Annotated in this window: 18 protein-coding genes and 2 tRNA genes; 6 read left to right on the top strand and 14 right to left on the bottom strand. The window is 69.2% G+C overall.

All coding sequences use genetic code 11. The annotated features are described in order from the left end of the window. Positions 1-32: 32 nt before the first annotated feature. The 8 genes from DEIPH_RS17170 to DEIPH_RS17135 form a co-directional block, all read right to left on the bottom strand. A complete protein-coding gene (locus tag DEIPH_RS17170; protein WP_034360628.1) occupies positions 33-2,645 on the bottom strand; it encodes a right-handed parallel beta-helix repeat-containing protein in 2,613 nt (870 codons plus the stop codon). Beyond that, positions 2,638-5,226: a variant leucine-rich repeat-containing protein gene (locus DEIPH_RS17165; protein ID WP_034360626.1), complete on the bottom strand. Its 2,589-nt coding sequence runs from the start codon at positions 5,224-5,226 to the stop codon at positions 2,638-2,640. The genes DEIPH_RS17170 and DEIPH_RS17165 overlap by 8 nt, the downstream gene beginning before the upstream one ends. Position 5,227: 1 nt before the next feature. Next, a complete protein-coding gene (locus DEIPH_RS17160) occupies positions 5,228-5,833 on the bottom strand; it encodes an OmpA/MotB family protein (protein WP_034360623.1) in 606 nt (201 codons plus the stop codon). Positions 5,834-5,849: 16 nt separating this feature from the next. Continuing rightward, complete coding sequence (locus tag DEIPH_RS17155; protein WP_034360621.1) at positions 5,850-7,085, bottom strand: hypothetical protein; 1,236 nt, start codon at positions 7,083-7,085, stop codon at positions 5,850-5,852. Positions 7,086-7,088: 3 nt separating this feature from the next. Further along, the gene (locus tag DEIPH_RS17150; RefSeq protein WP_034360619.1) at positions 7,089-10,301 is read right to left on the bottom strand and encodes a tubulin-like doman-containing protein; all 3,213 of its coding nucleotides are present in this window, start codon (positions 10,299-10,301) and stop codon (positions 7,089-7,091) included. A 4-nt stretch (positions 10,302-10,305) separates the two neighbouring features. Next, positions 10,306-10,632 (bottom strand): hypothetical protein, encoded by a 327-nt coding sequence (locus DEIPH_RS17145; RefSeq protein WP_034360616.1) that lies wholly within the window; start codon positions 10,630-10,632, stop codon positions 10,306-10,308. A gap of 3 nt (positions 10,633-10,635) precedes the next feature. Then, positions 10,636-11,976 (bottom strand): hypothetical protein, encoded by a 1,341-nt coding sequence (locus DEIPH_RS17140; protein WP_235183286.1) that lies wholly within the window; start codon positions 11,974-11,976, stop codon positions 10,636-10,638. Positions 11,977-12,265: 289 nt separating this feature from the next. Next, positions 12,266-12,342, bottom strand: a tRNA-Pro gene (locus tag DEIPH_RS17135). Positions 12,343-12,409: 67 nt separating this feature from the next. Here DEIPH_RS17135 and DEIPH_RS17130 point away from each other — a divergent pair. After that, complete coding sequence (locus DEIPH_RS17130) at positions 12,410-13,660, top strand: aminopeptidase (RefSeq protein ID WP_034360614.1); 1,251 nt, start codon at positions 12,410-12,412, stop codon at positions 13,658-13,660. A gap of 51 nt (positions 13,661-13,711) precedes the next feature. Here the strand turns inward: DEIPH_RS17130 and mgsA are convergent, their stop codons facing one another. The 4 genes from mgsA to DEIPH_RS17110 all read right to left on the bottom strand — a co-directional run bounded on the left by mgsA (position 13,712) and on the right by DEIPH_RS17110 (position 15,948). Beyond that, the gene (mgsA, locus tag DEIPH_RS17125) at positions 13,712-14,122 is read right to left on the bottom strand and encodes a methylglyoxal synthase (protein WP_034360611.1); all 411 of its coding nucleotides are present in this window, start codon (positions 14,120-14,122) and stop codon (positions 13,712-13,714) included. Beyond that, entirely contained in the window at positions 14,119-15,045 is a 927-nt protein-coding gene (locus DEIPH_RS17120; protein WP_034360609.1) for an ROK family protein, read from the bottom strand. The genes mgsA and DEIPH_RS17120 overlap by 4 nt, the downstream gene beginning before the upstream one ends. Before the next feature lie 118 nt (positions 15,046-15,163). Beyond that, a complete protein-coding gene (locus DEIPH_RS17115) occupies positions 15,164-15,448 on the bottom strand; it encodes a hypothetical protein (RefSeq protein ID WP_034360607.1) in 285 nt (94 codons plus the stop codon). Then, positions 15,445-15,948, bottom strand: a complete 504-nt coding sequence (locus DEIPH_RS17110; RefSeq protein WP_081790983.1) for an acyl-CoA thioesterase — start codon at positions 15,946-15,948, stop codon at positions 15,445-15,447. The genes DEIPH_RS17115 and DEIPH_RS17110 overlap by 4 nt, the downstream gene beginning before the upstream one ends. A 52-nt stretch (positions 15,949-16,000) precedes the next feature. Between DEIPH_RS17110 and DEIPH_RS17105 the strand changes: the two genes are divergently transcribed. Beyond that, complete coding sequence (locus DEIPH_RS17105; RefSeq protein WP_235183285.1) at positions 16,001-16,381, top strand: cell division protein FtsB; 381 nt, start codon at positions 16,001-16,003, stop codon at positions 16,379-16,381. An 86-nt stretch (positions 16,382-16,467) separates the two neighbouring features. Next, positions 16,468-16,788: a divalent-cation tolerance protein CutA gene (gene cutA / locus DEIPH_RS17100; RefSeq protein ID WP_034360603.1), complete on the top strand. Its 321-nt coding sequence runs from the start codon at positions 16,468-16,470 to the stop codon at positions 16,786-16,788. A gap of 94 nt (positions 16,789-16,882) precedes the next feature. Here the strand turns inward: cutA and DEIPH_RS17095 are convergent. Further along, a tRNA-Trp gene (locus tag DEIPH_RS17095) sits at positions 16,883-16,958 on the bottom strand. 89 nt (positions 16,959-17,047) lie between these two features. Continuing rightward, positions 17,048-17,269: a hypothetical protein gene (locus tag DEIPH_RS17090; protein ID WP_034360600.1), complete on the bottom strand. Its 222-nt coding sequence runs from the start codon at positions 17,267-17,269 to the stop codon at positions 17,048-17,050. An 83-nt stretch (positions 17,270-17,352) separates the two neighbouring features. Here DEIPH_RS17090 and nth point away from each other — a divergent pair, with 83 nt between their 5' ends. Genes nth through DEIPH_RS17075 form a run of 3 tightly spaced genes read left to right on the top strand, consistent with a single transcriptional unit; the run spans position 17,353 to position 20,040 of the window. Beyond that, positions 17,353-18,024, top strand: a complete 672-nt coding sequence (gene nth, locus DEIPH_RS17085; protein ID WP_034360597.1) for an endonuclease III — start codon at positions 17,353-17,355, stop codon at positions 18,022-18,024. A 34-nt stretch (positions 18,025-18,058) separates the two neighbouring features. Next, positions 18,059-19,288, top strand: a complete 1,230-nt coding sequence (locus DEIPH_RS17080; RefSeq protein ID WP_034360596.1) for an MFS transporter — start codon at positions 18,059-18,061, stop codon at positions 19,286-19,288. 35 nt (positions 19,289-19,323) lie between these two features. Next, positions 19,324-20,040 (top strand): zinc ribbon domain-containing protein, encoded by a 717-nt coding sequence (locus tag DEIPH_RS17075; protein ID WP_034360593.1) that lies wholly within the window; start codon positions 19,324-19,326, stop codon positions 20,038-20,040. Positions 20,041-20,283: the final 243 nt, after the last annotated feature.

Raw genomic sequence — 20,283 nt, 5'->3', positions numbered from 1 at the left:
GTGGCAGGAACGAAGACTGGTTCGGGTGGGCCTCAATTCAGAGCGCAGCCGTCCGGGCTGAACTCCGGCCCCTCCTGGTCAGGATTCAGCGCCGCGCTGAGGCCAGCGCCGCCGTTGCCGGAGCAAGTGTTGCCGTATCCGCTGCCGCCCGCGTTCTGCTTGTAGAAGATGCCGCCACGGGCATTGCCGGTCACCGTGTTCTCCGTGACCGTCGGCGCGGCGTCGCCCGTCACGATCAGGCCGTACAGGGCGTTGTCTGACACGGTGTTGCCGCTGAACTCGCCGGAAGACCGTTCGGCCAGCACGACTCCGCTCTGCTTGTTCCCCTGCACGGCGTTGCCCGTCAGGGTCGGCTGCGCGTTTCCCCAGGCCGAAATGCCGGGGTTGCCGTTCCCGGAAATCACGTTGTCGCGGGCGGCCCCACCGGTGTGGTCCGCGTAGGAGAGGCCGTTCTCAGCGTTGCGGCGAATCGTGTTGCCGCTGAGGGTGGGCGCGGCGTATTTGGAGAGGGCGATCCCGGACTTGAGGTTGAACTGCACGGTGTTGTTCTCGGCAAGACCACCCGCGTTTTCGGAAAAGGCCAGACCACTCTGGCGGTTTCCCTGGACGGTATTGCCGCTCAGGGTGGGTTGCGCCTCGCCCTGCACGCCCACGCCCTGGAGCGTGTTCTCCTCGATGATGTTGTCCATGACAGTGGGGCGGGCCTGACCGTAGACGGTGACGCCCCGGCCCCGGTTGCGGCGGATGCGGTTGCCGTCCAGCCTGGGCGCGGCCTGCCCAAGGACATGGACACCATGCGCGCCATTCTCCGCGATGGTGCTGCCCCGCACTTCGCCCGTCGCGTCGTCCCCGAACAGTGCGCCGCCCTCGCTGTTGCCAGTCAGGATAGAGGCCACGGCTTCCGCGTGGCTGGTGTCACTCACGTACAGCCCGAAGGCGTTCCCGCTGAGGATGACCTGCTCCAGCGCGGCGTGTCCCGCGTCCTTGACCCACAGGCCGCTGCCGTACGTCTGCTGGTCGGCATCCCGTACCGCTCCGGCCAGCGTCACGCGCCCGGCGGTCAGTGTGCCCCCTTCCTGAAGCACGGCCCGTGCAGGGGCGCTGCCCACATGAATCACGCTCAGCCCGGTCAGGCTTGCCCTGGTGCCTTGCAGGATCAGGGTGTCCTCGGCAGCGTCACTCATCAGCAGCGTGGCCTGCTGCCCCGCACCCACCAGGTTGACATCGGCTGTGAGACGCACCGGCTGGCTGAACCAGTACACGCCCCGTGCCAGCGTGACGTCTCCCCCCACGGCGAGTTGCTGGAGGACGGCCCCGGTCGCCTCCTCCCCCAGCAGCGGCAGAGTGTGCTGATCGCTGACCCAGCCGCCCTGCCCGGTCAGCGTCTGGACGTTCAGCCAGGTTCCCTGTTCGGCCAGCACGGCGAGCCGCTCACCGCGCGCGACTGTGGTCAGGACTGCGCCCGCCGTGGTCGGTGCCTGCCGCAGATTGAGGTGCGGTGTGGTCACGACAACGGTGCGCAGGACCACGGGTTCAGGCGGGGGTGCCGGGGCGGGGGGGGTGACGGCCTCCACGGGCGCGGAACCTGTCAGGCCCGCGGCCTGAACCGAGGCCGCTGCCGTGGAGGCCGGTTCCTCCCCGCTGAGGCGGAAGACGGCGGCTGTACCACCCAGCGCGAGGACCCCCAGCATTCCCATCCCCAGCCAGATCGGGAAGGCCCGCCCAGAAGGGGCCTTCCGCGACGGCTCCGCAGCCAGGGGAGCCGAAGTCAAAGGTGGCGGCGGGTTCTTTACCGGGAGAGGGGCGGGTGCGGCAAGAGGCACAGGAGAGGCGGGGGGCTCAGGCGTCTCTGCACCCGCCCGGTCCATCCCTTCCAGAACTTCAGCGGCGCTCACGGCCCGCTCGGACGGTTCGAGCGCCAGGGCCTGCGTCAGCGCCGCAGGCACGGCAGGCCGCGTTCCGGGCGGCAGGGGCGGCAAGGGAATGCCCTGGCCGCGGGCGCTGGAGGGCGGCGGCGCGTGGCCAGACGCCGCTTCGAGGAGGGTCGCTCCCAGGGCATACACGTCCGCCTGCGGACTGGGCTTCCCCCCGGCCAGCAATTCTGGCGCGGCATAGCGGGCGTCGGGGGGAGTGTCCTGCCCGGCTTCCCGCAGTGCCCGGCGACCCAGGCCGAATCCCGCCAGCACGGGCTGGCCCTGGGTGTCGAACCAGACTTCCCCGGGCGTCAGTTGCGTGTGCAGCAGCGCCTGGGCGTGAGCCGCCGCCAGCGCCCCGAAGAGGCAGCGGGTCAGGTCCTGAGCCTGCGTGGGTGGCAGGGCAGCGCCGCCCATCACGTCGCGCAGGGAGCGGCGCAACCGGTCTTCCTGCACGACCACGATCCACTCCGGCGTCTCGATCAGGTCCGTGACGCGCGGCACGCCCGGATGCTGCACCTGCGCGAGCAGCCGCGCCGACCGCAGGAACGCCTGCCGCACCCGCGCCCCCGTCGGTGTGCCCTCGTGAGGGGGCGTGAAAATAGTCAGGATCACGGCCCCGCCCCAACTGGCCTCCGCACGGTAGGTGTCCTCGTGAGGTGTGGCCGCCAGGCAGGCGCGCAGGGTATACCGGTCGGCGATCACGGTGCCGGGGGCAAGGGCTTCACTCATGGGGGGCCTCCGGGTCAGGAGAGGAGGGCGGGCGCAGGCGGGCCTGCCGCTCCTGGCGGGCAGCTGCGATCTCGGTGTGATTCAGGCGGGAGGCGAACTGCACGGTCCGCCCCGTCGCCGCCGGATGACGGATGACCGCCGCCAGCACATTCAGCTCCCGGAAAGCATTCCCGGAGGCGCGCTGGCGCAGCCATTTCACCCAGCGCCGCACCTGGGCCTGTTCCCGCAGGGCGGGGGGCGCACGCCTCAGCAGCCGCTCCAGGTGCAACAGCCGGGCGTAGGGGGCGTCAAAGGCCAGGGCTTCCAGCGTCTGCGGGGCCGTGCGCGGATGCTGCGCGACCCTCAGCCGGAAGCGTGATTGCCGCGCCAGCACCGCCAGCACTTCCGGCCCGCAGGTAGGATTTTTCAGCACACTGCCCGCCACTGTGTCCTGGGGGTCGGCGGCGAGGTGAATCTGCGCGGCCAAGGGGGTGCGCGCGTGCCGGGCGACCTCCTCCCGCACCGCCACGCCCGGCTGCCGCGCCAGGGCCGCCAGCACCTCTCCCGTGACGGCGGGGTGCCGGGTCAGGGAGAGCAGCAGCGCTTCCTCCCCGTTCACCTGCTGCGCCAGCAGGAGCATGATCTGTGGCGGCAAGTCCTCCCGCCCTACCAGCCGCTCTTTCACGGTCAGGGCGGCGTCCAGCGCCAGGGCGTGCTGGACCTCGGCGGCCAGGGCCTCACGTCCGGCGAGAGCCCGGCGCACCTCCTCCCATTCGTCCTGCGCCAGCCGCAGCAGCACCCCGGTGGAGGTGGCGGGATGCAGCGCCACCTGCTGCCGCACCCTGGGCGCGTCACTGTCCGCCAGGGCTTCCAGGGCTTCCGGGGAGGTGGCGGGGTTGCTGGCTTCCTGGTATTCCAGGCGGTGGAGGTTCGGCTTCACGTGGTCATACAGCGGGTGCCGACGGATGCCGGGCCGCAGCGGCTGTTCGGGCAATCTGCGCTGGAGGGCACCCTCCGGGGATGCAGGATTGAGGACCACCGCCAGCCGCACGTCCTCCAGCGCGTCGTCGCTGAGACTGTCCAGCACCGGGGCGGGCGTGGCGGCATTGCGGCTGAGACCCTGGCGGATGCGGGCGTCGTGCCGGGGCAGCGCCAGCAGGACTTCCGGCGGGGCGGCGGGGTCGGCGGCCAGGGCCACCCGCCCCACGGTAGGGTCAGCATCTTGCCGAAGGAGGCCGCGCTCGAACTCCGGCAACCAGGGATGCATGCTGACCTGGGCGCGCACCTGGGGACTCCGGTCGCGGGCCAGCTCACGCAGCAGCGGCAGGGGCACCTCTGCGCGGGAGGCGACGGCCAGTTTCACGTTGCGGCGGCGGGTGGCGAGCAATTCCCCCAGCCCCTGTTCCGTCACGTGCGAGAGGCGCAGCCGGGCCACCAGGGCCACGCGCTCGTTCGCGTCGCCGCTGAGCGCCCGCACCACCTCGGGCGGGGTCAGCGGATGTGCCGCAACGGCCTCGCGGGTGGCGTAGCGGTCGTCCCCGGCCAGCCGGGCCAGGGCTTCCGGTGGCGTACTGGGATTTCTCGCTGCCTGAAGGCGTACGGCTGCCTCCCCGTCGCCTGCCAGGTCGGCCAGAGTCTCCCCCGGCGTATGCGGGTGCCGCGCGACGTTTTCGCGGATGACCGCGTGATCGTCCTCGCGGGCGAGCACGGCCAGGTGTTCGGGGACGGTGTTGGGATTCTCGGCCACGGAGGCCCGGACCCACCAGTCCTGATCATCAGCGAGGGATGGCAGCAGGAAACCCGGCAGATGGGCGTTGCGGGCCAGCGCGGCGCGGGCTTCCCAGTCGCCCTCGCGGGCCAGGCGGGCGAACAGTTCGGCTTCCAGGTCGTGATGCTCCAGCCGGTACAGCAGCGTCTCGCGGGCCTGCCCGTGTGGGTGGAGCCGGTCGAGCCATTCCAGCAAGGGTACCGGCAGCAGGGGATGATGGGCGGCCAGGCGTTGCAGGGCAGGGTTCGTCCTGAGCAGGTCGGCCTCCTCGTCCGTGAACGTGGGAGGCTCGCGCCGGTTCCGCAGCTTCTCCCGGAGGTGAGGGACCAGCAGGGCTGCCTCGCCTGTGGGGTTTGCCGGGGCGGCCGTGAGCTGAGCGGTGGCAGCGCCGCGGGCATGGTGAAGCTGATAAGCCTGTCGCCGGAGGTTCCACGGCACGCTGTAATCACGGCTGAGGTACGCCAGCAGGGCTGAATCCTGCCGGGCCAGCGCGAGCAGCCACTGACCGTCGCGTCCATTTTTTACTCTAAGAACTGCCCGCGTCTGCCCCGCCATGACCAGCCGCTTGAGGGCCTCGCCGGGTGTCTCCGCGTGTGCCGCCGCGATCTGCTGCCCGAAGGGACCTTGTCGGGAGAGCCAGGCGAGGTCATGCGGCGACAACCGTTCGGGATATTCCTCGGCCATGATCAGCAGGTTCCTGAACGTTTTGCCCAGTCTGGGGTGCGCCTGAGCCGCTCGGCGCACTGAAGCATCGGAGGCGGTCGCCAGGGCCAGCAGCCGCACTTCTGAGGTGCTGTCGTGGGTCGCTTCCTGCATGGGGGTGAGCTTGCCCATATCAGTCGCCGGACTGCTGCGCGTACTCGACCACGATCTCGACGCGCTCGTTGCGGGGATCGAACTTGATTCCGGCATAGGAGGTTTGCCCACCCCGTGCGGCGACCGCCAGCCGGTTGGGACTGATGCCGCCCCGCAGGTAAAACGCCTCGGCAACGGCGCTGGCCCGCCCGGCGGACAGGCTCCAGCGTTCCGGCGTGTTTGGTTTGGAAGTCTGCGTGTGGCCCTCGATACGGACCCGTTTCCAGTGCTGGCCCTGGTCCCGTAGCACGCGCGCAAACGCCACCAGCGCTTCCTGTCCGGCGGGCGTGAGTGTGGCGGTATCGCCCACGAACATTTGCTGGGAGGAGAACACCCAGCGTTGTGCGCCGGGCGGGTCGTTGCGTTGCCCCGGCAACAGCAACAGCGGACGGGCGGGTAGCCGCGCCTGTTTGACGGCCTGCGCGACCACGTCCTGCGCCTTGCGGTAGCGCACCTGTTCCCAGCCCGCCTGCCCGACAGCCAGAATGCCTCCCACGAAGAAGATCAGCACGAACACCAGATTCAGCGTAAGGTCACTGAAGGCGATATACGGATTGGTGTCCGGGTGTAGCCGCGAACGGGTCAAGGGTCACGCCTCCGCATCAGTCACCGGCCGCCGGGGCGACGTCGCCGCGTGCCAGGGCGCGTGTAAGCTGCTCGAAGTTGCGGTCGAGGCGGGCGGCGTAGTTGCTCTGCTCCGTCTGCAAGTTCGAGCCTGCCTCCTCGAACTTCTTGCTGGCATTGCTGAGGGCGTCACCGACGGTCTGGACCCGGCCCAGTAGGGCACTCGTTTGCGTATTGATAGTTTCCTGCAAGTGTTCGACCTTGTTTGCCTGCGCCGACAGGCTTCGCTCCATCTCTGCGCTGCTGGCCCGCAGGGACGCCGCCGCGCCCTCCTGCGCCTGCACCAGATCACTGACCCCCCGGCTGAGGCCCTGGGTGAGTTGCTGAACGGAGGTGTCGATGTTGCCGAAGACCGTCTCGATCTGGGTGCTGGTCCTGGCGAGGCCATCAAGGCTTTGTCCCAGGGTGTCGCCTGCCTGCCCCAGCACGGTCTCCAGCTGCCCGGCCACCTCCTGAAGGCGCTTGTGGATGTCCTGAAAACTCTGCCCCGCGTCGCGCAGGTAGCGGCTCATGCGCTCCATCTGCGAGGTCAGGGCGCGCGGGAAGATGGCGGGCACCAGTTCCGCGTGGACGAAGGCCGAGAGTTCATCCTGAAAGGCTTCCTGCTGCCGGGCGGCGAGCGCATAGGCGATACCTGTCCCCAGGCTCAGCAGGATGCCCCATAAGCTCGCGCCGAAAGCTCCCTGCATCACGCTCATCGTCTGCCCCAGTGCGCTGGCGAGCTGCCCCGGTTCGGTGGCGCGGGCGGCATTGCGGATGGGTTCCACCAGCGTGCCGATGGACCCGGCCAGTCCCAGCACAGTCCCCAGCAGCCCAGCCAGCATCAGCAGGTTGGGAATGTTACGAACCGTGGACAGCCGCGCCTCGCTGGAGGCCACCACAGTGTCGGTGGCGGCCTGAATATCCGGCGTGGCGAGGGTGCGGGCGCGTGCGACGGCCACCACGGCCCGCCGGATGGCGCTGCTCGCCGGAAAGGTCTTCACGGCGGCCAGGGCGTCCTCGGCCATCTCGTCGGATTCGGGGGGGTCCTCGGTGTCCAGCGCCACGGCGATCTTCTCGCGCACCAGCTTCAGGCGGGTGCGTTCCTGGTGGCGCTCGCGGGCGGCCGCCAGCAGGTTCACGATGAAATACACGGTGAGGGGGGCCATCAGCAGGATCAACGTGAGCCAGCCTTCGGGGCGCAGGCTGAGCAGGGCGTGAATCAATGCCTGCATTGCTTATGCTCCGGGAAAGGGGCTGTAGGGCATGCCGAAGGGATGGTTGGCCTCTTCCGGGTACAAGTGGCACCGCAGGCCATTCTTGATGACCTCTTCCTCGGTCTTGCCGACCTCACCGCCGCATTTGATGCAGTAATACCCGTCGTAAGGCGCAGTACGGTTTTTCGGCAGGCGCTCGCCCTGACTCTTGAACAGCCCCTGAATCAGGTTTTCGTCGGGCGGGAAGGTTTCCAGCAGGGCCTGGCGCAGGTCGTCGTCGCCTGTCAGGTGGCGCAGCAGCACCGTCTCGGCGGCCTTGTCATTCCAGTCGCTGACGGCGCGGGCCTGTCCGCCCTGAAGTTGCTCGTGCAGCCACTCCACGTAGGCTTTGCGGCCCTCGTGCTGCCCGCCGTGTTCGCCCACCTTCTGGCGAATCTGCGCGTCGATGTTGCTCTTGAGATACGTCGCGGCATTGGTCAGGCTCTTGCCGAAGGCGTCACGTGGCTCAAAGGCCAGCTTGCGCGCCGCCTTGCCGAAGCGGCCCGGCAGCTTGCGGCGGCGCTTGGCGGGGTCGGCAGGTTCGCCTGCCTGGTTGGGCCAGTCCATCACCAGGTGGCCGCCCTCCAGCCGCGTGACGCCGTGCAGCGCCGAGAGGAAGATCAGGCGTTCGGCTTCCTCCAGCTCGCGGATTTCCTTGTCGTTGATGGGCGTCCAGTCGATGTCGCTGCGCTTGCGGGTGAAGTAGGTGTTGAAGCGGGTGGGCTGGCTGAACGACAGGTCGCGTACGTCGTCCGCGCCGCGCAGGGCGAAGCGGTACCACTCTTCGAGCATCACCACGCGGTAGGGATCGACGCCTTCCACCTCCCGGGCAGCGGGGTACTTGCTCACCCACGGCTGAATAGCCTTGCGGAAGTCGGGGGTCAGGTTCATGCCGACCAGCAGTTTGCGGCTGGGCAGCGGACTCATGGGATCGACCTGTCCCAGCGGCGGATTGAGACTCAGGAACAGTTGGGCGTTGCTGGCCGCGCCCATCGCCTGGCTGTTCGGGTCGAAGCTGGGGCTGCGCTTGTCGTACAGGCGCGTGATCACGTCCTTGCCCCCGCTCCGTAGGGTCTGCTCGAACGGTTCGACGGCCATCTGCTCCAGGGCGTTGAGCTGTGAGCGCTCGAAGTTGTCCTGGCCGACCGACCAGGGGCCAAGCAGCCAGTCCGGGTCGTTCACGCCCGGCAGGACGCCCTTCATCAGCGCCTCCCACGAGCGAATCAGGCGGGCGGCGTGCGTTTCCTTGGCACGGTCGTCGATGGCGAGCGCCTCCTCCTTGTCCACCGTGCCGTTTGGAGGCGCGTCGAACAGCGAGAGGCCGTTCACGTCGTTGGTGTCGTTCTCCAGCTTGGCCCGGACCTCGCGCCAGCGGTCGGCCTGGTTGGTGAGGCGCTTGCGGAGGTTGGTGAGGCGGCGGGCGACCTTCTGGGTTTCATCATCGAGGACCGTCAAGGTGCCCGGCTCGGCTTTCAGGCCGCTGCCGGTGTCGCGCAGGGCCTCCTTGACTTTATGGTTCACGCGGGCCTTGAGTTCGTCGTCCAGTGCGCGGCTGAGGGCAGGGAGCAACTGCCTGGATGCCTTGCCCTTCAGGAAGAACAGGCCCAGCAACGTATTCGTGCGGATAGCTTCCATCTGATCGATCACGCCGTTCGCCCCGCCGGTCTTGCCCTCGCCCGGCTCCCAGCCACGCAGTTCCCCGATGCGGGGCTGGACCGCTTGCAGCACACCCAGCAGCATGTTCGGTCCCTGGTCGTAGTCCAGCAAACGGCTGGAAACCAGCCCCTGCACCGCGCCCATCACGCTCTCCGCAGCACGGCGGCGGTTGTCATTGACCGTGACGTGGACCAGACCACGCAGGCCGTCCCCACGCTCCTTGCCAAACGCGCCGCGCAGTTCGTCCAGAGCCTTGCGGGCTGCCTGGGGGTTGCCGCTGCGGGCGGCCCGCATCACCTCGTTCTTCTTGGCGTCCAGGCTCGCGCGGATGGACGCGCCGCCCTCGTCGAGCAGCAGCGCCTCGGTCAGGGCAGGAATGGTCAGCCCCAGCGCGTCGAGTTCCCCGTCGGGGTTGCCCTCGTACTTGCGGTCCTTCCAGCGGTCCACGGCGTGCAGCAGCGTGCGGTACTTCAGCGCCTCCAGAATCCGGCGCATGGGGTACTCGATGGTGGACAGGCCAAAGGTCGAGAAGGCAAAGGCGCGGCCCTTTTGCACCGTGACCGGACCGGCGTTGACCATGTAAGCCATCGGGTCGGTTTCCGGCACGAACACGTTCAGGAACATGCGGTCGGCGATGGCCTGCGTGAGCCGCATCAGGTCGATGTTCTCGGTGCTGCTGGGCCGCAGCAGGTAGACCAGGTCGTAGGGCATGGCGTCGTGGGGCAGCACCGGGCTGCCTTCCGCCCTGTCGGGAAACTTGATGGTCTTGTAGCGCTCGGTGTCGGTGTGGATGTGGTACTGGTTCAGCTCGGCCAGGGCGTGGTAAGCATTGGTCTTCCAGATTTCCGCATCGGATTTCTGGGCGATGCCGAGGTTCGGGTGCGGCAGCGTGAACATGCCCAGCGTCTTTTCCTCGTTGTCGAGGATGGTCCGCAGCATGATCCCGATGTCGCTGGCCGTGCCGCTACAGGTGCCGCCGCACAGGGTACCGACCACGATCACGCGGATACCGGTCTGCCCGCTGGCCTGGTTGACCGCGAACTGCACGTTCATTTCCAGGCCCGCGTTGTTCAGGTTCAGGGCCGTCTTGGCCTGGGCGTCCGTGAGATTCCGCAGGCGGGCGACGCGCTGGGCGATGGCGTTCTTGATCTCGCTGTAGTTGGGCGGATACAGCAGCGCGAGGCGGCCCACCATGCGGATGTGCCCGGCTCCCGAGTCGATGCTTTGCGCGGGCAACTGAGCCAGCGTCTCGGCATCCGCCCAGGTATTCAGCGCGATACTGGCGTCATAGATGTCCGGACGGTGGAGCATGTCGCTCCAGGCGGTGGCGGGAATCCCCAGCGTCTTGAAATCGTCGGTGCCGTTGAAGCGGTTGGGCTTGGCGACGTCCGTTTCCACGGCCAGGAACTCCAGCCAAGGCGCACGGTGCAGCCCGCCGACCTCCCAGTCGATGCGGTCGGCCAGGGCCTCCAGAATCTCTGTGCCGGTGCTGCCCAGCCCGATCACCAGGGTCTTGAAGACCCGCATATTTTCCGCCATGAAATTACTCCTTGCCCATCCGGGTAAAGACTGCCGAGACCAGCACCGCCAGGATCAGGAACGTCACGGCGAGGGCGATCATGTAGATCAGGTCCGCCGGTCTGAAGAGAAAGTACGCGCCGCAGGCCAGCGCGACGGCGATCAGGAAGAGGGAAACCCCCATGCCCTGCCGCGCTGATTCCACTGCGCCCCGCTGACCCGCGCCGAACAGAAGGTGCGCGAAGCCCACGGCCACGGCGTACCACACCAGCAGCGTCACGCCCAGCGTGACCCAGAAGTTGACCTGGGTGTACAGCGGCACAACCTGAACGAAAATGTTGTTGAAGTCCATGATTTACGCCTCTCCCTGCATGAATGCCACGTTGACGGTGCGGGTAATCTCGCGCGGCACGCCGCCTGGCCCGCGCACTTCCCCGCTGAATTCCAGAGCGACATCCGGCTCCTGCGGGCGCAGGGGGAGTGCAGCGGTGTTGTCCACGACGACCCGGCCCCCGACGCTGCTGAGGCGCACATCCTCGTGCGTGCCACGCACCCGGATTTCCCGGCCTACCCGCGACAGTTCCGCCACGCGCTCGGGGGGCAACCCCTGCACGGGGACCACCGGCGTGTCGCCCTCGGCCACGTAGCCAGGACCGGCCAGGACACAGAAGGTGCCTGATTTCGGCAACGCGAACTGCTGGTCGCCCACCCGCAGGCTGCCGCCCCTGCCGCCCCCACCGCGCGGCCCACCAAGGAGCTTCCAGGCGGCTAAGCCTCCACCCAGCAGCAGCAGGCCAATCAGGAAGGGGGCGAAGTTGACCCCACCTCCGCCGCCGGTCGGGGGTGGGGGGGCCTCGGCGCTCAGCAGTTCCGTGCGGCTCCCCCCGGTGAGGGGTGCGGCGGTAAAGGTCTTCGGGGCGAACACCACCGCCTGCAACTGGCCCTGAACGTCACCACTGGGACGGGTGATCACGTAGGGCACGTTCAGGGTCGCGCCGTCCTGGGTGCCGCCCACCCGTGTCCAGTCCTCCAGCATCGCCTGATATTCGGGGGCGTTCGCGCCCAGCAGTTTCTCACCGCTGGCTCCCACACTCGCCGCCGTGTTGGTGAGCAGCACCAGCACCGCCCCGGCGTCCTGGCTGAACTCCTGGGTCAGTTCGGCGGCGGCCCGCTCTGTGTCGTGTCCGCCGACACTGCCCACGGCGGGCGTGGTTGGCCACAGGGCAGAGATGCGGTTCTGATCGGCGGCGCGTTCGTTGCCGACCTGTAGGGTGAGACTGGACGGCTCGCGGTACGCCCAGGGCTTCAGCTCCCAGGCGCGGGCCGTGACGCGGTCGCCGGGGACCGTCAGGCGCTGCACGAATTGGGTGGCGAGTTCACGGGCGGCCTGCGCGCCCAGCGGGTCCGCCTTGTAGTGGCCGGTGCTGAAGGCGAGGACGAAATGGGCATTGCTGCGCTCCAGATTCCCGCCCGCCGCCTCCACCACTTCCTCGACGGTGTTCACCAGCCGGGTCACGCCCGGTTCCAGACTGCTGCGGACAAGTTCGGCCTTGCCCCTGCGCTCCTGTGCTACCGCGTGTGAACCCAGCAGCGTCAGGGTCAGAAAGATGAAGGGGGCGGCGCGCCCCGGCCCGACAGTTGGCGGCGAACTGGTGGATTTTCTCCCGCCGCGCGGGGCGTTCCTCGGGAAACACATTCCTGACAGCATAAACGCTCATTAATCTGAACGCCGCCTCATTTCAGCAATGTCACATCTGAGAGCGGTGCCTCAGAAAGATGGAGCCTGAAGAGGCACCTGGAAGTGCATGAGCGCCAGGCCAAATCGCTCTCCCAGCCGCGACCCGAAAACCAGCATAGCCAAGCCCCAGATGCTCAAAGGCCGGAGGCTTGTCTGTGTAGCACGTGCGTAGCACGCAGGCTGCCTTCAGCTCCTTGAGCCATCCACTGGAAAACAAGAAAAACTCCCTCTCAGAGGGAGTTTGTGCTGGTCGAGGCGGCGAGATTTGAACTCACGACCCCTACCACCCCAAGGTAGTGCGCTACCAGGCTGCGCTACGCCTCGACGGCCAGCCACAGAACTATAGATGCCGTTCGGCCAGCCGTCAAGGGCGCGGGGCGGTCGGCGCGGTATGCTTGGCCGCGTGACCAACTTGAGTTTCGACGAGAAGCTGCGCAATTACGCGCGGCTGGCGGTGCGGGTGGGCCTGGGCGTGCGGGAGGGCCAGCGCGTGCTGGTGCAGGCCCCGGTGGACACAGCGCCGCTGGCCCGCTTGATCGTGCGCGAGGCCTACGCGGCGGGCGCGAGCTTCGTGGACGTGCGCTGGGACGACGACGACGTGCAGCTCGCCCGCTTCAGTCTGGCGCCGGAGGGGTCCTTCGAGCAGATCAGTGAGTGGCGCGTGGACGCCGAGACCGAGACGGCAGACGCGGGCGGCGCGGTGATCGCCATTCGCGCGACCAACCCCAACCTGTATGCGGGCGTGGACCCGGCCCGCGTCACGGCGCACCAACGGACGCTGGCGGCCTACCGCAAGCCCTACACGGCGCAGGTGATGACCAACCGCCTGAACTGGAACCTGATCTCGGCCCCGGTGCCCGAGTGGGCCGAGCTGATGTTCCCCGGCGTGTCCCGCGAGGAAGCGGTGCAGCGGCAGTGGGACGCCATCTTCGCCGCCACCCGCGCCGATCAGCCCGACCCGGTGGCGGCCTGGCAGGGGCATCTGGCCGACCTGAAGCGCCGCCGCGAGACCCTGACGGCCAAACAGTATGCGGCGCTGCACTTCAAGGGCGGCGAGACTGACCTGACGGTGGGCCTGGCCGATGACCATCTCTGGGGCGGCGGCGCGGCCGACACGCCCTCCGGCATCACCTTCACGGCGAACATCCCCACCGAGGAGGTCTGGACGGCCCCGCACCGGGAGCGGGTGGACGGCGTGGTGGTCAGCACCAAGCCGCTTTCCTACAACGGCGTGCTGATCAGCGGCATCCGCATCCGCTTTGAGGGCGGGCGCGTGGTGGAGGCGACCGCAGAGACGGGCCAGGACACCCTCCGGCAGATGATCGACACCGACGAGGGGAGTCACCGTCTGGGCGAGGTCGCGCTGGTGCCGCACTCCAGCCCGATCAGCCGCTCGGGCCTGTTCTTCTTCAATACCCTCTACGACGAGAACGCCGCGTCGCATATCGCCATCGGCAGCGCGTACCGTTTCAACGTGCAGGGCGGCGTGGAGATGACCACCGAGGCGTTCAACGCGAAGGGCGGCAACGACAGCCTCACCCACGTGGACTGGATGATCGGCAGCGGCGAGATGGACGTGGACGGGATCACGCAGGATGGTCAGTGCGAGCCGGTGATGCGGGCGGGCGAGTTCGTGATCTGAGGGTTGTGGGGGCAGCAGCGTGAGCCTAAAGCTCCCGCTTGCCTCCAGCCCTCACCCCACGCCCTCCAGCCCCCTCTGCGCCAGCCACAGCACCAGCGCCTCCGCGCTCGCCGGGTTGGTGGCGAGGGGGATGTCGTGCACGTCGCACAGGCGCAGCAGGGCGGACACGTCCGGCTCGTGGGGCTGTGCGGTCAGGGGGTCGCGGAAAAAGAACACGGCCAGGACCCGCTCCTCGGCGATGCGGGCGCCGATCTGCTGGTCGCCACCCAGCGGCCCCGACAGCATCCGCTCGACGGTGAGGCCGGTCTTCTGCTCCAGGATGCTGCCCGTCGTGCCGGTGGCGATCAGGTGGAACTGGCCCAGCACGTCGCGGCGGTTCAGGGCGAACAGGGCGAGTTCCAGCTTCTGGCGGTCGTGCGCGATCAGGGCCACCTGCCGCCGGTCGGAGGGGGCGGCGCTCACGCCCCTTCCTGCTGCGCCGCCAGCGCCGCCCCGATCACGCCCGCCTCGGTCCCGAGCTGGGCGCGGCGGATGGTGACGGGGGCGAAGCCGGCCGCGTACTCGTCGGCGGCGGCCTGGACGCCCTGAAAGAACAGGTCCCCGACACTGGCGACGCCGCCCCCGATCACGAAGACCTCTGGGTCGAGCAGCTTCTGGAGGTCGGCCAGCGCCACGCCGATGTGTTTGAGGGCCTGATTCACGATGCGCCGGGCGGCGGGATGCCCCTGGGCCGCCAGCGCGAACGCCTCGGCGGTGCTCACGTCGCGGTTCAGGGCGTAACTGGCGTCACGGGCGATGGCGGTGCCGCTGGCGACGGCCTCCAGCGCGCCGTCCAGCCCCGCCCCGCTCACGGGGCCGCCCGGCATCACGGTCACGTGCCCGAGTTCCCCGGCGATGCCGTGCCGCCCGCGCCAGATGCGCCCATTCAGCACGATCCCCGCGCCGATGCCGGTGCTGACGGTCACGTACACGCTGCTCCCGGTGCCGCGCGCAGCCCCCAGGTGCGCTTCCGCGAGGGCGGCGGCCTTGGCGTCGTTTTCCAGCACGATGCGCTGCCCCAGCCGGTCGCGCAGACCATCCACCAGGGGCACGTCGGTAAAGCCGTAGATGTTCGGCGCGAACTTCACCCGGGCCCGTGCCATATCCAGGGGGCCAGGCACGCCCACGCCGACCCGCGCGGCATCCGGGTGCCGGGCCTGCAAGTCCAGGACCTGCGCGGCGATGGCGTCCAGAACGGCTTCCCAGCCTGTTTCGGGCGTAGGCTGGACGCGGCGGTCGTGAAGTTCACCCGCGCGCAGGACGCCGGTGGCGATCTTGGTCCCGCCCACGTCCACACCGATGCTGACCTGAGGTGCTGCTGTTTGTGTCACTCTGCTTGCCTCCATCTCCGCTCGTGCCTTGTCGGCCTCCGGGTCCGCCCTGCTGGGAGCGGTTCCAGTCCAGAGGTCGCGGGGGCCTGCGCGTGCTGCTGGCCTGCACTGTAGCCCGCGCCACCCGGCGGCGTCAGGCGGGCGGGGGACCGTCCTCCCCGTCCCCCAGCAGCGCGAGGGCCTCGGGCAGCTGGACTTCCGGCACGTAGAGGCCCACGTCGCCCATGTAGCCGCCCGTCTCGATCTCGATGACCGGGCTGCCCATTGCCCACTGGAAGGGGGTGCGGACCACACTGACCACGCCGCCCGCCGAGAGGGTGCGCCGCCAGCCCTCGGCCAGCAGGCGCGGCAGGGTGTCCAGCCGGACCCACACGTCCCCCTGGTAGCGCACCCGGTCCTCGTACTGGGCGCGGCTCACCCGGACACGTCCCCCAGCGGGCGCGCGAGCAGGGGCGCGAAGGCGGCGCGCAGCGACTCGGGCAGGACCTCGGGGCGGTGGCCAGCGTCCACCCGCACCTGCACGGTCCGGGCAAAGGCGCAGGGCACGCCGTCCGCCGTCAGGCGTGACACCACGGTCCAGCTGGTGCGGCCCACCCGCTCCACCAGCGACTCGACGGCCACCGTCTGGCCCCACAGCACCTCGCGGCGGTAGTCGAGTTCCAGGCGGGCGATCACCGAGCGGTCGTCGCGGTCCGGCACGCCCAGTTCGCGCATCAGGATCACCCGCGACGTTTCCAGGTACTGCACGTACACGGCGTTGTTCAGGTGGCCCATCGCGTCGATGTCGCCGTAGCGCATCTGAATCTCGGCCCGGTGGGCGCGTGCCCAGTCGGGGCTGGCCCAATCGAGGCTGGCCCTGTCGGGGGCCGCCGGGGTGCCCTCGGCCGCGTGAGGCTTGGTGTGACTCATGGGGTCCATTATGCGGCGCTTCCTTTCTCCTCCTCACGCGGGGGACGCTATGCTCTGGCCCATGACGCCGACCAGCCCGCCCTCGCCGCCCCGCCGTGACCTGCGGGCGGCCTGGCGTCAGGTGCAGCGTTTGCCGGTCACGTTGATGCTGGCCAGCCTGCTGGCGGGCCTGGGCATCGTGCAGCTCACCTTTCAGCTGGGGAACCTGGCCTACCGCAGCGTCACCTGGACCCGCGAGACCCACGCCACCCAGGTCCGCATTCAGGGCCTGGAGCGTGACGTGCGCGTCTTGCAGGAGGCCGAGCGCGGCGCGAACGATCCCGCCTACCTGGAGGTTCTGGCCCGCTGCCAGGGTTTTGTGGGCGAGAACGAGGACGTGGTGGTGGCGACCGGGGCACCTGAGACGCCCGGCGAGAACTGCGCGGCCCTCCGCCTGCCTTGAGGGCCACCCCCGCCAGATGAGAAAACCCGGGATACGGGTGAGGGTTGCGGTTGTGCCCGCCTGCCCCGGCGTATGCTGCGGCCACTATGTCACTCGTCGTTCTGGTCACGGTGCCCCCCGAGCGCGCGCAGGAACTCGCCCGGACGCTCGTCTCGGAGCGGCTGGCGGGCTGCGTGAATGTGATTGGCGGCATCCACAGCATCTACCGCTGGGAAGGGGACATCGCCGAGGACCCCGAAACGCTGCTGCTGATCAAGACCACCGGGGAACGGTATCCGGACCTGGAAGCGCGCATCCGCGCCATGCATCCTTACGAAGTGCCCGAGATTATCGCGCTGCCCTTCGACCGGGCGCTGCCCGAGTTCCAGAGCTGGCTGCTGAACGCCACCGACCTGCATCAGGAGTGAGGGCCGTCCCAGTGGACCCGGCGGCCGCGGCCCTGCGCTGCCGTTCCCGTCCTGGTTTCAAAGCGAAAACCCCGCGCTAGGCGGGGCTTTATTCTGGCGGGCCCTGAAGGACTTGAACCCTCGACCTACGGTTTTGGAGACCGCCGCTCTACCAACTGAGCTAAGGACCCGGATGCGGTCTGGGCACACAGGCCCTGGCGCGCAAGCCCGCGCAGCATAGCAAAGGCCCCTGAAGCACGCAAGGGCGGCGGGGAGGCGGTTACAGAAAGCCGCCGCCCAGCATCAGCCGCAGGGCCGCCAGAGCCGCAACCACGACGTTGAGGGTGATTGCGCCCCGGTCGCGGGCCAGTGCGCCGAAGATCAGGCCCAGGACGGCGGGCGGCAGGACGACCAGCCAGTTCAGCCAGCCGAACAGCGGCAGCAGGCCCAGCAACAGGCCCAGCGCGGCGAGAATGCCGAAAATCAGGGAAAGGACGCGCATGGTTTCAGTACGGGGTGCGGGGGGCAGAAGTTGCGTCCGTCTCTCGCAGACAGGGCGGTGAGGGGAGGTGTAGGCTGCGCCGCGTGACCCGCCGCCCCCCCTCCCCACTCCGCCTGCCCAACGGTGCGAAGGCCCGCACGCCGCTGGTGCTGTCGGCGCTGGAAACGCTGTATCCCGACGCCCGCACCGAACTGGAGTTCCGCACCCCCTTTGAATTGCTGGTCGCCACCGTCCTGAGCGCCCAGGCCACCGATGTCAGCGTGAACGCCGCCACGCCCGCCCTGTTCGCCCGCTACCCCGACGCTTACGCCATGAGTCAGGCGGCCCCCGAGGACATCGAGCCGCTGATCCGCACCATCGGCCTGTACCGGGGCAAGGCGCGCAACCTCGCCGCCCTCGCCCGGCTGCTGGTCGAGCGGCACGGCGGGGAGGTGCCGAATGATTTTGACGCCGTGGTGGCCCTCCCCGGCGCGGGCCGCAAGACCGCCAACGTGGTCCTGAGCAACGCCTACGGTTATCCCGCCATCGCGGTGGATACGCATGTGGGCCGCCTCGCGCGCCGTCTGGGCCTGAGCGTGCAGACCAACCCGGACAAGGTGGAAGCGGACCTGGGGCGGCTCTTTCCCCGCGAACGCTGGGTCTTTTTGCACCACGCGCTGATCCTGCATGGCCGGCGCATCTGCCACGCGCGCAGGCCGCAGTGCCCGGCGTGTCTGATGCAGTCCTTTTGCCCGAAGGTGGGGGTAGAACCTTGACGGGCCGCTCTCTGCACTCCCGCCGGAGCCGCCCATGACCTGGAACTTTTCCCGCCAGCTGTGGCTGTATCTGGCCGCGAGTTTCACCTTCGGGCTGTCGCAGGCGTTCGCGGCGCTCTTTTTGAATTTCTACCTGCGGGCGCTGGGCCTGGGGACCGAGTGGCAGGGGCTGGTCAACGCGCTGCCCGCGCTGACGCTGGCCTGCCTGAGCCTTCCGGCGGTGGCATTGGCCCGGCGCATCAGCAACGCGCGGACGATCCAGCTGGGCAGCCTGCTGAGCGTGGTCGGCGCGCTGATCCTGGCGCTGGCGGGCGGGCCGCTGGGGGCACTGGCCGGGGCGCTGGTGCAGGGGGCGGGGGCGGCGCTGCTGACCGTCGCCGGGTCCCCCTTCATGGCGAACAACAGCGACGAGAAGACCCGCGTCACCCTCTTCAGCGTCCAGAGTGCCCTGATGACCGGCGCGGGCTTCCTGGGCAACCTGCTGGGCGGCCGGGTGCCCGAGGTGTACGCGGCGGCCACCGCGACGGCCCCCGACGGACTGGGCGCGCTGCGGGCCGCCCTGCTGGTGTCGGCGGCCTTTCAGGTGGTGGGCCTGCTGCCGGTGCTGTTCCTGCGCCCCAGTGGCAAGCCCCGCGCGGCGGGCCGTTCCTTCGCGGTGCGCGATAAGGGCACGATGGCGCGGCTGGTCGCCCCGAACGTGCTGGTGGGCCTGGGGGCGGGGGCCACCATCCCTTTCCTGAACGTGTTTATCGAGGGCAAGTTCCACGTGAATTACGCCAGCCTGGGCACCCTGTTCGCCTGGACCAGCCTGGCGACCGCCGCGACGGTGCTGGTGCAGCCCCTGCTGGTGCGGCGGCTGGGGCAACTGCCCGCCGTGCTGGTGGTTCAGGCGGCCAGTCTGCCGTTTCTGGCCGTGCTGGGCTTTGCGCCGCAGCTCTGGATGGTCAGCGCGGCCCTCTTTACGCGCGGCGCCCTGATGAACGCGGCGGGTCCGGTCTACAGCGCCTACGCCATGTCGGCCCTGCCCGACGAGGACCGCCCGATGTACTCCGCCGTCAACGTGATCGCCTGGGACCTGGGCTGGGCGGTCAGCAGCCTGCTCAGCGGCGTGGTGCGCGGCGTGCTGCCTTTCGACCTGGCCTTCCGGGCGCTGTTCGGCTGGACCATCCTGATGTATGCCGGAAGCGTCCTCGCCATCTATCTGGGGCTGTACCGCCGGGCGCGGCGGGTGGCGCTGGCCGCCGCCGCCGAAGCGCAGTCCTGACGCCCCCTCCGCCGGGCAGGGGTACACTGGCCCCGATGAGCGACACCGGACCCCTTCAGAGCCTGTACCGCGTGCAGGAGCTTGACCTGGAACTCGACCGGCTGCGGGCCGAGGAAGCCAGCATCCCGGACGCCCTGCGTGACGCCCGCGCCCAGCAGGAACGCCTGAACAACGACCTCGAAGACACCGAGATCACCCTCGAAGGCGTCGAGAAGCAGCTGCGTCAGCTGGAGCAGGACCTGGGCGGCACCCGCGAGCAGATCGCCCGCGCCAAAGAAGAACAGGAGAAGAACGCCTTCGACGCCCGCGCCCAGAGCCAGTACGGCAGCCGCATCCAGATGCTCGAGGAACGCGCCGAGGAGATGGCGGAAGACCTCACGCCGCTGCGCGAGCGGCAGCGCGAACTGGGCGAAAAGGCCGGCGGCCTGCGCGGCGAACACCGCGCCCTGCGGCCCCAGCTCGAAGAACTCGAAGCCCAGGACGCCGCCCGCGTGCAGAACCTGCGCGACCAGGGCGAGGGCGCGCGGCAGGAGCGCGCCGGACTGGTCGCCGGGATCGATTCGCGCACCGTCAAGGAATACGACCTGATCCGCAAGGCCAAGAAGGGCCTGGGCCTGGTCGAGATTCGCGGGGGCCGCTGCACCGGCTGCAACGTGATGCTCCCGGTGAACGTGCAGCAGAAGGCCGCGCAGGGCAAGTTGCCCCCGGTAAAGTGCCCCTCGTGCGGCCGCTTCCTGGCCAAGCTGGGCTGAGGGGCAGGCCGGGGGGCGACTCCCCCACTGGGGGAAGGGAGACGCGGCCGCCACCCCCACCGCCCTGGGCCTCCTGCCCCCCTGACCCGTCCCCGACGGCAAATTCTGCTGCTCCTGTCTGCCCGGCCCCGGTTTGCCCCAACGGGGCCGTATCTTGTACGCCAAAACGGCGAGGCGTACAAGCCGTTGTACCCCCTGCGCCCGGATGGTACAGTCAGCCATCTGTGAGCGGCCCCCGTCTGG

Origin of the sequence: Deinococcus phoenicis, from assembly GCF_000599865.1 — a bacterium.
Lineage (GTDB): Bacteria > Deinococcota > Deinococci > Deinococcales > Deinococcaceae > Deinococcus > Deinococcus phoenicis.
Note: the sequence above shows the minus strand (reverse complement) of the source record. Positions and strands in the feature narration are given on the sequence as shown.

Coding starts and splice junctions, on each gene's coding strand:
- DEIPH_RS17170 (WP_034360628.1), bottom strand. CDS start 2,645: ATGAGTGAAGCCCTTGCCCCCGGCACCGTGATCGCCGACCGGTATACC.
- DEIPH_RS17165 (WP_034360626.1), bottom strand. CDS start 5,226: ATGGGCAAGCTCACCCCCATGCAGGAAGCGACCCACGACAGCACCTCA.
- DEIPH_RS17155 (WP_034360621.1), bottom strand. CDS start 7,085: ATGCAGGCATTGATTCACGCCCTGCTCAGCCTGCGCCCCGAAGGCTGG.
- DEIPH_RS17150 (WP_034360619.1), bottom strand. CDS start 10,301: ATGGCGGAAAATATGCGGGTCTTCAAGACCCTGGTGATCGGGCTGGGC.
- DEIPH_RS17145 (WP_034360616.1), bottom strand. CDS start 10,632: ATGGACTTCAACAACATTTTCGTTCAGGTTGTGCCGCTGTACACCCAG.
- DEIPH_RS17140 (WP_235183286.1), bottom strand. CDS start 11,976: ATGTGTTTCCCGAGGAACGCCCCGCGCGGCGGGAGAAAATCCACCAGT.
- DEIPH_RS17130 (WP_034360614.1), top strand. CDS start 12,410: ATGCTTGGCCGCGTGACCAACTTGAGTTTCGACGAGAAGCTGCGCAAT.
- DEIPH_RS17120 (WP_034360609.1), bottom strand. CDS start 15,045: ATGGAGGCAAGCAGAGTGACACAAACAGCAGCACCTCAGGTCAGCATC.
- DEIPH_RS17110 (WP_081790983.1), bottom strand. CDS start 15,948: ATGGACCCCATGAGTCACACCAAGCCTCACGCGGCCGAGGGCACCCCG.
- DEIPH_RS17105 (WP_235183285.1), top strand. CDS start 16,001: ATGACGCCGACCAGCCCGCCCTCGCCGCCCCGCCGTGACCTGCGGGCG.
- cutA (WP_034360603.1), top strand. CDS start 16,468: ATGTCACTCGTCGTTCTGGTCACGGTGCCCCCCGAGCGCGCGCAGGAA.
- DEIPH_RS17090 (WP_034360600.1), bottom strand. CDS start 17,269: ATGCGCGTCCTTTCCCTGATTTTCGGCATTCTCGCCGCGCTGGGCCTG.
- DEIPH_RS17080 (WP_034360596.1), top strand. CDS start 18,059: ATGACCTGGAACTTTTCCCGCCAGCTGTGGCTGTATCTGGCCGCGAGT.
- DEIPH_RS17075 (WP_034360593.1), top strand. CDS start 19,324: ATGAGCGACACCGGACCCCTTCAGAGCCTGTACCGCGTGCAGGAGCTT.